The 13,937-nt window shown below is 70.9% G+C and carries 11 protein-coding genes; 7 read left to right on the top strand and 4 right to left on the bottom strand.

Annotated features, from left to right (window positions below; genetic code table 11):
- Nucleotides 1–6: 6 nt before the first annotated feature.
- The 5 genes from BLU77_RS14640 (at nt 7) to pknB (ending at nt 8,106) form a co-directional block, all read left to right on the top strand.
- Entirely contained in the window at nt 7–1,377 is a 1,371-nt protein-coding gene (locus BLU77_RS14640) for a PP2C family protein-serine/threonine phosphatase (RefSeq protein WP_089773828.1), read from the top strand.
- Entirely contained in the window at nt 1,377–2,972 is a 1,596-nt protein-coding gene (locus BLU77_RS14635) for an FtsW/RodA/SpoVE family cell cycle protein (protein WP_089773827.1), read from the top strand. Before BLU77_RS14640 ends, BLU77_RS14635 begins: the two co-directional genes overlap by 1 nt.
- Nucleotides 2,969–4,426 carry a peptidoglycan D,D-transpeptidase FtsI family protein gene (locus tag BLU77_RS14630; RefSeq protein ID WP_089773826.1) on the top strand — a complete coding sequence of 486 codons (1,458 nt, stop codon included), beginning with the start codon at nt 2,969–2,971 and terminating at the stop codon, nt 4,424–4,426. The genes BLU77_RS14635 and BLU77_RS14630 overlap by 4 nt, the downstream gene beginning before the upstream one ends.
- Nucleotides 4,423–5,649, top strand: a complete 1,227-nt coding sequence (locus BLU77_RS14625; protein WP_089773825.1) for a serine/threonine-protein kinase — start codon at nt 4,423–4,425, stop codon at nt 5,647–5,649. Before BLU77_RS14630 ends, BLU77_RS14625 begins: the two co-directional genes overlap by 4 nt.
- A gap of 489 nt (nt 5,650–6,138) precedes the next feature.
- Nucleotides 6,139–8,106: a Stk1 family PASTA domain-containing Ser/Thr kinase gene (gene pknB, locus BLU77_RS14620; protein WP_089773824.1), complete on the top strand. Its 1,968-nt coding sequence runs from the start codon at nt 6,139–6,141 to the stop codon at nt 8,104–8,106.
- A gap of 117 nt (nt 8,107–8,223) precedes the next feature.
- Here the strand turns inward: pknB and BLU77_RS14615 are convergent, their stop codons facing one another.
- The 4 genes from BLU77_RS14615 to BLU77_RS14605 all read right to left on the bottom strand — a co-directional run bounded on the left by BLU77_RS14615 (nt 8,224) and on the right by BLU77_RS14605 (nt 10,670).
- Nucleotides 8,224–8,856 (bottom strand): aminodeoxychorismate/anthranilate synthase component II, encoded by a 633-nt coding sequence (locus BLU77_RS14615; protein WP_089773823.1) that lies wholly within the window; start codon nt 8,854–8,856, stop codon nt 8,224–8,226.
- Nucleotides 8,856–9,017 (bottom strand): hypothetical protein, encoded by a 162-nt coding sequence (locus tag BLU77_RS22165; protein ID WP_175477121.1) that lies wholly within the window; start codon nt 9,015–9,017, stop codon nt 8,856–8,858. Before BLU77_RS22165 ends, BLU77_RS14615 begins: the two co-directional genes overlap by 1 nt.
- 88 nt (nt 9,018–9,105) lie before the next feature.
- Complete coding sequence (locus BLU77_RS14610; protein ID WP_089773822.1) at nt 9,106–9,891, bottom strand: class E sortase; 786 nt, start codon at nt 9,889–9,891, stop codon at nt 9,106–9,108.
- Nucleotides 9,888–10,670 (bottom strand): DUF881 domain-containing protein, encoded by a 783-nt coding sequence (locus BLU77_RS14605; protein ID WP_089773821.1) that lies wholly within the window; start codon nt 10,668–10,670, stop codon nt 9,888–9,890. Before BLU77_RS14605 ends, BLU77_RS14610 begins: the two co-directional genes overlap by 4 nt.
- Nucleotides 10,671–10,844: 174 nt before the next feature.
- Between BLU77_RS14605 and BLU77_RS14600 the strand changes: the two genes are divergently transcribed.
- Both BLU77_RS14600 and BLU77_RS14595 read left to right on the top strand, forming a co-directional pair.
- Nucleotides 10,845–11,516, top strand: a complete 672-nt coding sequence (locus tag BLU77_RS14600; protein WP_089773820.1) for an O-methyltransferase — start codon at nt 10,845–10,847, stop codon at nt 11,514–11,516.
- Nucleotides 11,517–11,521: 5 nt separating this feature from the next.
- Nucleotides 11,522–13,930 (top strand): hypothetical protein, encoded by a 2,409-nt coding sequence (locus tag BLU77_RS14595; RefSeq protein WP_089773819.1) that lies wholly within the window; start codon nt 11,522–11,524, stop codon nt 13,928–13,930.
- The last annotated feature ends 7 nt before the right edge of the window (nt 13,931–13,937 follow it).

Below are 13,937 nucleotides of genomic sequence, written 5' to 3'. Positions count from 1 at the left end.
CCCGGCGTGTCCGTCGCACTCCGATACGCGGCCCGCTCCGACGTCGGGCTGGTCCGCAACGTGAACCAGGACTCCGGGTACGCCGGACCGCAGTTGCTCGTGCTCGCCGACGGGATGGGCGGCCCCGCCGGCGGGGACATCGCCTCCTCGGTGGCGGTGGCGCACCTGGCGTCCCTCGACGGTGAGGCGCACGGCGGCGACGACCTGCTCGAGCAACTCCGCCACGCCGTCAGCGCCGCCAGCCGGGACCTCGTGGACTATTCCTCCCGGCAGCCGGAACTGCATGGTCTCGGCACCACCGTGATCGCCCTGCTGCGCTCCGGTCGCAAGCTGGCCATGGTGCACGTCGGCGACTCGCGCGCCTACCTGCTCCGGGATCAGGAACTGGTTCAGGTGACCGAGGACCACACCCTCGTGCAGCACCTCGTGGCCACCGGGCAGCTCACCGAGGCCGAGGCCGAGGCGCACCCGCAACGGTCGGTGGTGCTGCGGGTGCTCAGCGACGACCCGTCCGCCCCCACCCTGGACGAGTCGGTGCGCGAGGCCCGCGTGGGCGACCGCTGGCTGCTCTGCTCGGACGGGCTCTCCTCCTACGTCTCCACCGAGACCATCGCCGAGACGCTGCGCGCCGAAGCTGATCCGGGCCGTTGCGCCGACCAGCTCATCGACCTCGCGCTGCGGGCCGGAGGCCCGGACAACATCACCATCGTGCTCGCCGACGTGGTCGACACCACCGACCTGCCCGAGATGGCCCCCCAGATCGTGGGTGCGGCAGCGGTGGACCGCGAGCGACCCACCCGGGGCGGATCCGGTGCGGCTGCCCGGGCCGCGGCGCTGACCCGATCCCCGGAGGAGGATGAGGGCACCGACGCCGCCGGTCGCACCGAACGTGACGCCCTCGCCGAGATCGACCCGCCCGAGCCGACCATGCGCAAGGTGCTGCGCTGGGGCATCTCCGCCCTCGTCGTGGTGGCACTGCTCGCCGGGGCGGTGACGATCGGCTACCGCTGGTCCCAGACCCAGTACTACGTGGGCACCGACGGCACCCAGGTGGTGATCTACCAGGGCATCCCCCAGGAGCTCGGTCCGATCGCCCTCTCCGAGGTGCACGAGGTGACCGACCTGGCGATGACCGACCTCCCCACCTTCGCCCGCTCCCGGGTCACCAGCCACATCGCCGCCACCAACCTGGCCGATGCCGAGGAGATCGTGGCGGGGCTGCGTGAGCAGGCCCAGCCCTCCGAGCCGACCGACGAACCCACCGACACCCCGAGCGAGGACCCCAGCGCGCCGGAGACCGAACGGCCGTCCGAGGACGCCACCGCCGGCCCCGCGTCGATCGACTCGCTCATCGTCCTGACGGCGGTGGGCACCTGATGGCCACCGTCGCACCCAGCCGCATCCGCACCGGGCGCGCCGCCGAAGTATGGCTGTTCCTCCTCGCCCTGGCCCTGGGCCTGGGTGGGTACGCCCTGGTCGGCCTGAACACCGGGGAGGCGCTGCCGGAGAACTTCGGTTCCTACGCCCTCACCCTGGTGGTCATCGCCGTGGTACTGCACCTCGTGGTGCGCTGGCGGGCCCGGTATGCGGACCCACTGCTGCTGCCCTTGGTGCTGGCGCTGAACGGTATCGGCCTGGCGATGATCCACCGCATCGACATCGGCCTCGCCTCGCGTGGTCTCGCGGCCGGGTTCGGCCCCCGCCAGCTGATCTGGACCATGCTCGGGGCGGCACTCGCCGTCGGGGTGATCGTGGCGCTCCGGGACCACCGGATCCTGCGCCGGTTCACGTTCACGGCGATGGTGGCCGGCATCGTCTTGCTGGTACTGCCGATGGTGCCGGGACTGGGCTCCCGGATCAACGGCGCCCAGCTGTGGATCCAGGTGGGGTCCTACTCGCTCCAGCCCGCCGAGCTGGCGAAGATCCTGCTGGCGATCTTCTTCGCCGGCTACCTGGTCACGAACCGGGACGTGCTGACCCTGGCCGGCCCGAAGGTGCTCGGCCTGCAGCTCCCGCGGCTGCGAGACCTGGGCCCGCTGGTGGTGGCCTGGGCCGCCTGTATCGGCGTGCTCGTCGTCGAGCGCGACCTCGGCACCTCGCTGCTGTTCTTCGGCCTGTTCGTGGCGATGGTCTACGTGGCCACCGAACGCGCGAGCTGGATCATCATCGGCCTGCTCATGTTCGCCGCCGGTGCCCTGCTGGCGATCGCGCTGTTCCCGCACGTGGCGGACCGGTTCGACATCTGGCTGAACGCGCTGGACCCGGAGATCTACAACCGGGAGTTCGGCGGCTCCGGGCAGGTGGTGCGCGGCCTGTTCGGGCTCGCGCTCGGCGGCCTGATGGGCACCGGCTGGGGCGAGGGCTTCCCGCACCTGGTCTCCTACGCCAACTCCGACTTCATCATCGCCGCCCTCGGCGAGGAGCTGGGCCTGACCGGGCTGATCGCCATCCTGATGGTCTACCTGGTGCTCGCCCAGCGCGGGATCCGGATGGCGATCGGAGTGCGGGACGGCTTCGGCAAGCTGCTCGCCTCCGGGCTCGCGTTCACGATCGCGTTCCAGTGCTTCGTGGTGGTCGGCGGAGTCACCCGACTGATCCCGCTCACCGGCCTGACGATGCCGTTCATGGCCGCCGGCGGGTCCTCCCTGGTGGCGAACTGGATCGTGATCGGCCTGCTGGTGCGGATCTCGGACTCCTCCCGGCGCCCCGCCGGTGAAGGCCGCGGTGAGGTGGTCTCGGAAGATACCGCGGTGGTCGCGCTGAGTGCGCTCTCCGAGGCCTCCGACGGCGGCCCTCGCCGTGGTAGGAAGCGCACCGGTGCCGAGGATGCCCGGTCCGACGCGCCTGGCCCGGCCGAGGACCGCACGGCGAGCGCCCGGGAAGGGGCGGGCACCGCGAACGACCAGGGTGCCGGATCAGACGACGGGGACGACCCCGGCGCCCAGCACACCGAGGTGGTGGAACGCCCATGAACACTCCGCTGCGGCGCCTGTCGGTGCTGGTGATCGTGATGTTCTTCGCCCTGATGGGCGGTGCCACCTGGGTGCAGTTCTTCCAGGCGTCCGAGCTGAACGCGGACTCCAGGAACGTGCGCACCTTGTACCGGGACTACGGGCGCGACCGTGGCCCGATCGTGGTGGACGGGGAGCCGATCGCAGCGTCGGAACCGGTGGACGACCCGTTCGGCTTCCAACGCGTCTACCCGAACGGGCCGTTGTACGCCCCGGTGACCGGCTGGTACGGGCTGTACCAGCTCACCGGGCTGGAACGCTCGGCGCACACGGTGCTGAACGGCACCGACGACTCCCTGCTGCTCTCCCGGATCCGGACCTTGTTCACCGGCGCCGAGCAGGGCGGGGGCACCGTGGAGCTGACCATCGACCCGGCCGCACAGCAAGCCGCCTGGGACGCCCTGGACGGGCGCCGTGGCGCTGCGGTCGCACTCGACCCGGAGACTGGCGCGATCCTCGCGATGGTCTCCCGCCCCAGCTACGACCCGAACGTGCTCGCCGGTCACTCCACCGCTGAGGTGAGCGAGGCCTACACCGCGCTGGTGGAGGACGAGGGTGACCCACTGTTCAACCGCACCATCGGCGGCAATCTGTACGCACCGGGCTCCACCTTCAAGCTGATCGACCTCGCGATGCTCCTGGAGAGCGGCGAGTACCAGCCCGACACCGAGATCGAGGCGCCCACCGAGTATCTGCTACCGGGCACCCAGGACACCAGGCTGCGCAACCCCGGCGGGGGGACCTGCGGTGGCGAGACGGTCACCTTGGAGTACGCCCTGCAGGAATCGTGCAACACCCCGTTCGCGATGCTGGCCGTGGAGCACGGCGCCGAGGCGTTGCGTACACAGGCCGAAGCGTTCGGTTTCGGAGAGCCGCTCACGGTGCCGATGGGCGTGACCCCCAGCCAGTTCCCCGCCGACCCGGACCCGGCGCAGACGGCGATGAGCGCGATCGGGCAGTTCGACGTGCGGGTCACCCCGTTGCAGATGGCGATGGTCTCGGCGGCCGTGGCCAATGACGGACAGGTGATGCGGCCGCACCTGATCGCCACCGAGCGCGGCCCGGACCTGCAGGTCACCTCCCGCGCCGAGCCGGAGGTGTTCGCCGAGCCGATCTCGGCCAGCACGGCCGCCACGATGACCGACCTGATGGTGAACGTGGTGGCCAACGGCACCGGTGCGCCCGGGCAGATCGCCGGGGTGGACGTCGCCGGCAAGACCGGGACGGCGGAGACCGGGTCCGAGGAGGACGTCGCCCCGGACGCCTGGTTCACCGCGTTCGCTCCGGCGGAGGACCCGCAGGTGGTGGTCGCCGTGGTGGTCGAGGACGGCGGTGCGTTCGGCGACGAAGGCACCGGTGCCTCGGTCGCCGCACCCGTGGCACGGCAGATCATGCAGGCGGTGCTCGAGGAATGACACCCACGGCAGGCCTACTGCTGGGCGGGCGGTACGAGCTCACCGAGCGGCTCGCGACCGGCGGTATGGGCGAGGTGTGGGTGGCCACCGACCTACACCTGCGCCGGAACGTGGCCGCCAAGGTGCTGCGCGCCGAGTTCGCCGGCGATACCCACTTCCTGGACCGGTTGCGCACCGAGGCGCGTAACTCCGCCGCCCTCTCGCACCAGAACATCGCCGCGATGTACGACTACGGCGAGCAGCGCGGTTCGGGCTACCTGATCATGGAACTGGTGCTCGGAGAGTCCCTGGAGGACCTGCTGCGCCGCGAGCGCACCCTGGAACCCACCCAGGTGCTGCCCGTGCTCGCCCAGACGGCCCGGGCGCTGCACACCGCCCACATGGCCGGCGTGGTGCACCGGGACGTGAAGCCGTCGAACATCCTGCTCACCCGGGACGGGTACGTGAAGATCACCGACTTCGGGATCTCCCTCGGTGCGAACCAGGCGCCGATGACGGCCGCCGGGATGGTGATGGGCACCGCCCAGTACCTCCCACCGGAACAGGCGATGGGTCGCGCAGCCACCGGCGCCGGAGACATCTACGCCCTCGGAGTGGTCGCCTTCGAGGCCCTGGTCGGGCGGCGCCCGTTCACCGGCGGGTCGCAGGTCGACATCGCGTTCGCGCACGTGAACCAGCAGGTCCCGGGCCTGCCCTCGCACCTGGACGAACGAGTGCGGGAGGTGGTGCTGCAGATGCTCTCCAAGGACCCGGAGCAGCGCCCGCGGTCGGCCGCCTCGCTGGCCCGCACCTTGGAGGCGCTGAGCGACCAGCTCCGGGCAGGCACCGAGGGATATCGCACCGACGACGACCCGCCGGCCACCAGCGTGGCGGCGCCCGTGCGCGCACCCGCCCCACTCGCGCCCACCCCGGTGGCGGACTCGGTCACTGACTCCTCCACCGCGCCCGCCACACCGACCAAAACACCACCCCAGCGGGGGCGAGCGAACCCCCGGCACCGCAACGGCGGGCGCAACAACGGCAACGGGCGCGGCAACCAGGGATGCAGCAGCCGAGGGTGCCGAACGCTCCGATGGCGCCCAGCATCGCGCCGCGACCGCCGGGCAGGGCGTACCGGCCACGAGCACCGGGGAGCACCGCCGCACGCTGGCCGAAGCCGCCCGGCGCGGCCCGGTCCGCGACGACCCGCCGGCCCGCTCCGACAGTTCGGACTCCGCGGATGACGACGGCGACGACGGCGACGACGGCGACGACGGCGACCACCAGCTCGCCCCCGCTGGCGGCCGCTCTCCGACACCGGTGCACTGCCGATAGTGGACGGCCCTGCCAGGGCGCCGGACAGTCCCGGGCGAACCAGCACTGCCGGGGCAGGCACCGGGCGCCCTGGTGCCTCGCCCCGGGGCGAGGCCGACGACCAGGCGGGAGGGCCGCCGTCGGGTGCTACCCCGAGCCGACGGGACCTACGGGCGCAACCACCGGCAGGCAGCAGGAAGCCCCCGCAACATCGGCCCAGCACGGTGGCCGGCCGGCTCGGTCCCAGGGGGCGGTGGGTCGCTCTCATCGTGGCCGCTCTGGCGCTGACCGCACTTCTTGTGGTGTTGTTCAGTACGCTGGGCGCTGCAGCATCGCCGTCTGCGGCCTCCGTGGCCACCCTCGCGTGGCCCGCGCGCCCGGCGAATTCCCGTGCATCCGAGAGAGTAAAGGAACGCTAAGTGGTCAACGACGTTCCCCGGGTGCTGTCCGGACGCTACGAGATCGGTGAACCGATCGGTCGTGGCGGCATGGCCGAGGTCTACATCGGCAAAGACAACCGTCTCGGCCGCTCCGTGGCGATCAAGGTGCTGCGCGCCGACCTCGCCCGCGACCCCAGCTTCCACACCCGGTTCCGCCGAGAGGCGCAGTCAGCAGCCTCGCTGAACCACCCCGCGATCGTGTCCGTGTACGACACCGGTGAGGAGACGACCACCAGTGCCGACGGTGCCGAGGTGGCCATCCCGTTCATCGTGATGGAGTACGTCGAGGGGCACACGGTGCGGGACCTGCTCCGCGACGGCGCGGCGCTGCCTCTGGACGAAGCGGTGGAGATCACCCAGGGGGTGCTCTCCGCTCTGGAGTACTCCCACCACGCCGGGATCGTGCACCGCGACATCAAGCCCGCGAACGTGATGCTCACCCCCACCGGTGCGGTGAAGGTGATGGACTTCGGCATCGCCCGTGCGATGGCCGACTCTTCCGCCACGATGACCCAGACGCAGGCCGTGGTGGGCACCGCGCAATACCTCTCCCCCGAGCAGGCGCGCGGGGAGCTCGTGGACACCCGCTCGGACCTGTACTCCACCGGGTGCCTACTGTACGAGCTGCTCACCGGGCAACCGCCGTTCACCGGCGATTCCGCCGTCTCGGTGGCGTATCAGCACGTCAGCGAGGAGGCCCGGCCGCCGAGCGAGATGGCCTCGGACGTGCCGGAGGCGCTGGACCGGATCACCATGAAGGCGCTCACCAAGGACCGTGAGCAGCGCTACGCCACCGCGGCGGAGTTCCGGGCCGACCTGGAAGCGGCGATCAATGACGGCGTGGTGCGGGCACCGGCCGTGGGAGCGGCTGCGGCTGGAGCTGCTGCCGCCGGCGCGACCCAGGTGCTTGGTGGTGTGGGGGCCGGCGACCCGGCGCCCACCCGCCGCGAGACGCAGGCGGCCAGCACCGCGGACGACGAGGAACCGAAGTCGAACAAGGCACTGATCTGGATCCTGGCGGTGGTCGGGGTGATCGCCGCCGTCGCGATCGTGCTGCTGCTGCTCAATCGACCCGAAGGCGCACCCGAACCGCCGCCGCAGGTGGCGGTGCCCAACCTGACCGAGATGACCGAGGAAGAAGTACGGGAGACCCTCGCCGATACGGTGCCCGTGGACGAGGACGGCGCCCCCTTGCCCGATGCCGAGGGCTTGGAGATCTCGATCCAGGACCCCGAGCCCAGCGACGAGGTCGAGGAAGGCCTGGCGCTGCGGTGGTCACCGGAGACGGACACGATGGTGGACCCGGGCAGCGCGGTCCAGGTGGTGTTCTCGGCCGGACCGGACTCGGTGGAGATCCCGGACGTCTCCGGTATGACGCAGGAGCGGGCGCGGCAAGCGCTCGTGGACGCCGGTTTCGACGCCGCGAACATCTCCACCACCACCGAGAACAGTCCGGACCACGACGAGGACGAGGCGATCCGCACCGACCCGGAGGCAGGCACGTCCGCCAGTCCGGACCAACAGATCGTGATCGTGCTCGGCACCGGGAACGTCGAGCTGGAGGATCTCACCGGCGCCGATGCCGAGGAGGCCAGGAACATCCTCGACGAGCTGAACCTGAACTACGCCATCACCGAGCGCGAGGTCGAAGAAGGCGACATCGGGGTGGTGCTCAGCCAGGACCGCAGCGGCGTCATCCCGATCGGCACCACCGTCCAGCTCGAGGTGTCCATCCCCGCGCCGGAGCCCACCGAGGAGCCGACCACCGATGAACCGACGGACGAGCCGACCGACGAGCCCACGGACGACCCGACCGAGTCACCGTCCGGTGATGCTGAAGGTGGCGCGGACTCCTCCGGTGGGGGCGGCGGAAACGGTGGCAACGCGGACACCGAGAATGGCGACGCCCTGGCTGACCTGCTCGGCGGCGGCGACGGCAGCACCTAACCCGCGAGTGCGCGCCTTCTCGCTCACCCGCTGAGATATAGCCGAGATTGACCGCACTCGATCCGGACCGAGTGCGGCGACTGCTCCGGGCGGTGACTGCTCTGTGAGCGGCCGGCCTCAGCGTGCGACCAGCGGAGCCATGCCCTCCGACCGGGCCACGGCACCCTCGTCCCCGGTCACCGCGAGCCAGTTGGCCAACAGGCGATGCCCGCCCTCGGTGAGCACCGACTCGGGGTGGAACTGCACCCCGTGCAGCGGCAGCGTGCGATGCTGCAACCCCATCACGATGCCGTTCCCAGTGGTGGCGGTGACGTCGAGCTCGGCCGGCACCGTCTCGGACTGCACGGCCAGCGAGTGGTAGCGGGTGGCAGTCAGCGGTGAGGGCAACCCGTCGAACACCCCGGCGCCCTCGTGGGAAATCTCGGACGTCTTGCCGTGCATCAGCTCGGGCGAGTGGTTCACCGCGCCTCCGAACAGCTCGCCGAGCGCCTGGTGCCCCAGGCAGACACCGAGCATCGGCATCTCCGCCTCGGCGCACAGGTCGATCACGTGCAGCGACTCGCCGGCCTCCTTCGGGGTGCCCGGTCCGGGTGAGACGAGCACGCCGTCGTACCCGTCGAGCACGCCTTCGCCGGTGAGCGCCGGGTCATCGTTGCGCAGCACCGTGGTCTCAGCGCCGAGCTGTTGCAGGTATCCGACGATCGTGTAGACGAAGCTGTCGTAGTTGTCGACAACCAGGATGCGCGCCATCAGGAGGACCCCACCGTCTGGTCGTTGAACGGCATGTAGGGCGCGACCGCTGGGAACACCCACAGGAACAACGCAGCCACCACGCCAAACACCAGCAAGGCAGCCAGGACGGCTTTCACAGCGGTCGGTCCGGGAAGGACCCTCCAGATCGCGGCGTACATCAGTACTGCTCCTTCTCTGAGCGTTCCGGTGCCTCACTGCGGTGCACCTCGTACCTCGGCGCCCCTTCGCGGGTGCTCCTCACGCGCATCAGGACCCCTCCAGCAGGTCTTCCGGCATACCGTCCTCGAGCGGGATCCAGTGGTCCAGCTCTGCGTGCACGATGTATCGCTCCGCCGTCGACCACAACGGGTGACAGGTGGTGAGCGTGAGCATCGCCTCGGTCGGCTCGGCGAATGCGTCACCGGGAACGGGCGCGATCACGTCCACCTGGGTTGGCGCCACGATCTCGTACGAGGTCACCCGGTACACGTACCAGGCGGTGTGCGTCTGCACGATGATCGAATCACCCTCTTCGAGCGTGTCGATGTTGTAGAACGGGCGGCCGTAGGTCTGCCGATGGCCGGCCACCGCGAAGTTGCCCACCTCGCCCGGCATCGCCGTGTCCGGATAGTGCCCGGCGAAGCCTGCATCCAGTACCGATGGCCGATCCACTCCCTCGGCGATCGGGAATTTGTAGTCGGTGCCCCAGTCCGGTACCCAGAGCGCAGCGAACGCCCCGCCGCCGAGGGCCACCGGCTCGGGCGGCGGCGGTTCGTCGGTGCGGGCCTCACCGGCCTGCGCCGGGATCTCCACGTCAAGACCGTCGTTGAACTCCTCGAAGGCGGCACTCGCTTCCCGTGCGCCTTCGACGTCCGTCCACCAGATCTGCCAGACCACGAATAGTCCCAGGAGCACACCAGCGGTGATGAGCAGCTCTCCGAACACGCCCACCACCTGGGACGCCGCTGACGGACGGCGGCCGGCATGGGAGCGGGCGCGGCGGGTTCTGGCGCGAGCATCCTGGTCGCGTGCGATCTCATCCAGGTCGGTCATGAGAGGTCTGATCCATCCGATCCGGCTGCCGCGGGCTCCCAGGTGATCGGTTCGTCACCGGGGATTCGTGCGTACTCCATGGACAAGCCCCCTTGATAGCGGGGCATCTCGAGAGAATCCTCGTCCACCACCGAGTATCCCAGGCGTACCTGCTCAACGTAAGCACGGTAGTTGTCGAGAGCCGGTGAGTCGTCCAACGCCGACCGCAACTCCTCGGCGTCCCCGATCGCGGAGATCACGTACGGCGGTGAGTAGGTGCCGCCGTCGATGAGTAGCACGTTGCCTACGCAGCGCACGTCGGAGAGCGGACCGAGCCGGTGCCCCTGCACAGTGATCGCCTCTGCGCCCCCAGCCCAGAAGGCGTTGATGACCGCCTCCAGATCCTGCTGGTGTACGAGCAGGTCGTCAGCGTGGAACCCCTCCGGGATGTCATGGATGAGCGGAGAGTCGGTCAACGAGACCGTGACCCCGGGGCCGGAGACCGCGGCCCGACCTGCCGCCATCTCCAGCGACCCAATCTCGGGATCGTCCGGTCCAGCTCCGGCCTGCTCCGCCAAGAGGCCCTCGACCTCTTCCTGCAGCGCCAGCACCTCGGCGTTCGTCTCCGCGAGCCGGGCGTCCTCGGCGCGGACGAGGTCTTCCAGGTCCAGCGGTTGGCGCTCCGAGTCGGAGGCGAACAGGGAGGCGTTGGTGGCGAACAACAGCCCTGCGAGCACGCCGACGACGCCCACCCCCAGCGACATGCTGGCACGGCGAGCAGGCGCGGACTGCTTGCTCATACATCCAGCATAAGCCGGGCGCCTTCGGTACGGACCGGCACAGATCTCACGATCTGGCTACAACACACTCAACGACGCTGAAGGGCCGCCGTCACACGAGCGACGGTCCGCTGAACCTCCTCCCCGGATCGGGAGAAGACGCTGGCACCCGCGGAATCGTGCCACGATGGTGCGATGAGCCACACCGATGTGCAGATCGAGGTCGACACCTACTTGGTGGACACGCTCGTCGCGGAGGACGAGGCCCTCGTCACCGCACGGGAGTCCGCCGACGACACCACGATGCCGGGCGCCGCCGTCGCCCCGAACCAGGGCAAGCTGCTCGCACTGCTGGCGGGCATGATCGGCGCGCACCGCGTGCTCGAGTTCGGCGCCCTCGCCGGGTACAGCACGATCTGGCTCGCCCGGGCCGTGGGCCCGCAGGGGCGGGTCGTCACCCTGGAGCTGTCCGAGCAGAACGCTGGGGTCGCACGCCGGAACGTCGATCACGCTGGGTTGGGGGACGTCGTCGAGATCATGCTCGGCCCGGCCGCCGAGAGCGCGGACCGGATCATCGAGACCGGGCAGGCACCGTTCGACCTGGTGTTCATCGATGCGGACAAGCCGAACAACGCCCGCTACCTGAAGGCCGCGCTCGAGCTCACCCGCCCCGGCAGCGTGATCGTGCTCGACAACGTGGTGCGCGGTGGCCGGGTGGCCGACCCGGACAGTACCGACGAGGATGTGCACGGGGTGCGTGAGGCGCTCGCGATCGCCGCCGCGGACCCCCGACTGGACGGCACTGCCCTGCAGACGGTCGGCTCGAAGGGCTGGGACGGGTTCGCCATCTTCCGTCGCCTCAGCTGACCCCGGTGCCCAGCTCGCCGGGCCCGTACGGCCCGTATGCATTCATCTTCTGGAACGACGATCTCACCGACGACGGCGTCCGCACCCAGGTGCGCACCCTCGCCGCCGCAGGCTTCCGGGGGATCACCCCGAGCGCGCGGATCGGGCTGAGCCGCGAGGTCGGCTACCTCACCGAGGAGTACCTGCGGCTGGTACGGGTGTGCGTGGAGGAGTGCGCCGCCACCGGCCTGAGCGTGATGCTCTACGACGAGGCGTCCTACCCCTCCGGGTCCGCCAACGGGGCCGTCGTGGCGCGCGACCCGCGCTTCGCCGCCCAGTGCCTCTCCAGGCTCAGCCATGAGGTCATCATCGCCGAGACCGTGCCGGAGCAGGTCACCGACTTCTGGCGCCCGCCACTGGGCCGTTCCCCGGACGCCGCACTGCTCACCGCCGTGGCCACGCCGCTGCGGGACGGTCATGCCGTGCTCACCGAGGCTCGCCTGCTCGAGGTGGAGGCCCCCGGCCTGATCCCGCTCGACCTGCCGCCCGGCGCGTGGCGGCTGCACGCGATCGTCGCCGGACCCAGCGGCGGCACCATCCGTGGTGCGCACGCCGACCAGGACGACGGCTCCGCGCTCGCCCCACCGGCCGCGGACCTGCTGAACCCGGCTGCCGTCGCCACCTTCCTCTCCCTCACCCACGACGCCTACGCCACCGCTCTGGCCGGTCACCTCGGCACCACGGTGGTGGCGATGTTCACCGACGAACCCGACCTGCTCGGGCGCGGCCCGCGCGCCGGTGCCGTGCCCTACACCCCTGGCCTGGAGCAGGAGGTGGCCGAGCGGGCCGGCATCAGCGTGCCCGAGCTGTTCAGCCGCCTCCCGGGCTTGTGGGACGGCGAACTGGACCAGCCGATCAGAGCCCTGTGGGAGGAGGCGGTGCGCGCCCGGCTGCACCGGGTGTACTACGGCGCCCAGTCCGCCTGGTGCGCCGAGCACGGGATCGCGCTGACCGGGCACGCCGCCGCCGGAGACGATCTCGGCACCACCGCGCTCCTCGACTGGCCCGGACAGGACACCGTGTGGCGCTGGGTGCTGCCCGGCGAGACCGCGCTGGCCGGACCGGAGAGCACCGCGGCCAAAGTGGCCGCGAGCGCCGCACGCCATCGCGGCGCACCCACAGCGGTAGCGGAGGTGCTCGGCGCGTACGGCTGGCAGCTCACGATGGACGAGGCGAAGTGGCTGCTCGACTGGTACCTCAGCCGCGGGGTGGCCACCCTGGTGCTGCACGCCTTCTTCGACTCGGTCCGCGGCAATCGCGCATTCGAGAGCGAACCGGACCTGGGTGTGCACCACCCGTGGTGGCCGCACCTGCCGGCCCTGGTGCGCTACCTGTCCCGGGTGGCGGACCTGCTCACTGCCGGCCCGCCGCAGGCCCCGGTCGCGGTGCTCAGCGACGAGGCGCACGCCCCCGACTCCCCCGCCGCGGCCCTGCTGCAGCACCAGGTGGACGTCCACTACGTCACGCCCAGCCAGCTCGCCGATGGCGAGGTCCGGGAGGGGCGAGTGCACCTCGGCGACCAGCGCTACGCCGTCGTGGTGGACGCCCGGCGCAACGATGCGGATCGGTTCGACCACAACGTGGCCCAGGTGAGCCTCGGACCGGGCTGGCTCGAGCAGGTGCTCGACGAGCTGCGCACCAGCGGCGCGTGGCCGATCCGGGTGGAGCCGGCCGCCCCGGACCTGCGGGTGGTGCGCCTGGGCGGCGCGTGGCTGCTGGTGAACGAGGGTGAGCACGCCATCCGCACCCGCGTGCACCTGAAGATTCCCGACGGCGGCCGCTCGCCCTGGCAGTGGGACTTCCCGTACGAGGGGGTCACCCTGCCCGCCACACGCGAGACCACAGCGGACGGCGTCACCTTCCCGCTGGTCCTGGAGCGGCGGCAGAGCGTGCTGCTCACACCCTCCGGCGACCCAGCCGAGGTGAGGGACGCCGTCGGGCACTGGCCGGGTGAGCCGACCGGAAGCCGCACCATCGAGGTGGACCGGTGGCGCGGGACGCCGTCCCGGGCCCTCGCCGGGCACGACCTGCCGCACACCGCACCGCTCGGCGAAGGCACCGACTGGATCACCCGGGACGAGTTGCGCCGGTTCGCCGGCACGGTCGACTACCAGGCGGAGCTGGACCTCGAGGCCGACCCCGGAGAGACGGTGCTCGACCTCGGCGAGGTCGGTGAGGTGGCCACGGTGATCGTGAACGGGAGCGAGGTCGGCGTGCTCGGGTGGGCGCCCTACCGGGTCACCGTGCCGGGCGGTCTGCTGCACGCTGGTTCGAACTCGATCACGGTACGGGTGAGCAATCCGGCCGCGGTGTACTACCAGGGCGCGGCGGCGCGATCGGGGCTGCTCGGCCCGGTCCGGTTGCACTGCCCGTAGGATTGGC

This window comes from Ruania alba (genome assembly GCF_900105765.1).
Taxonomy (GTDB): domain Bacteria; phylum Actinomycetota; class Actinomycetes; order Actinomycetales; family Beutenbergiaceae; genus Ruania; species Ruania alba.
This window is presented reverse-complemented; position numbering and strand designations above follow the sequence as displayed.

What these genes read in the sequence shown, in the direction of transcription:
- BLU77_RS14635 (WP_089773827.1), top strand. Translation starts at nt 1,377, where the DNA reads ATGGCCACCGTCGCACCCAGCCGCATCCGCACCGGGCGCGCCGCCGAA.
- BLU77_RS14630 (WP_089773826.1), top strand. Translation starts at nt 2,969, where the DNA reads ATGAACACTCCGCTGCGGCGCCTGTCGGTGCTGGTGATCGTGATGTTC.
- BLU77_RS14625 (WP_089773825.1), top strand. Translation starts at nt 4,423, where the DNA reads ATGACACCCACGGCAGGCCTACTGCTGGGCGGGCGGTACGAGCTCACC.
- BLU77_RS14615 (WP_089773823.1), bottom strand. Translation starts at nt 8,856, where the DNA reads ATGGCGCGCATCCTGGTTGTCGACAACTACGACAGCTTCGTCTACACG.
- BLU77_RS22165 (WP_175477121.1), bottom strand. Translation starts at nt 9,017, where the DNA reads ATGTACGCCGCGATCTGGAGGGTCCTTCCCGGACCGACCGCTGTGAAA.
- BLU77_RS14610 (WP_089773822.1), bottom strand. Translation starts at nt 9,891, where the DNA reads ATGACCGACCTGGATGAGATCGCACGCGACCAGGATGCTCGCGCCAGA.
- BLU77_RS14605 (WP_089773821.1), bottom strand. Translation starts at nt 10,670, where the DNA reads ATGAGCAAGCAGTCCGCGCCTGCTCGCCGTGCCAGCATGTCGCTGGGG.
- BLU77_RS14600 (WP_089773820.1), top strand. Translation starts at nt 10,845, where the DNA reads ATGAGCCACACCGATGTGCAGATCGAGGTCGACACCTACTTGGTGGAC.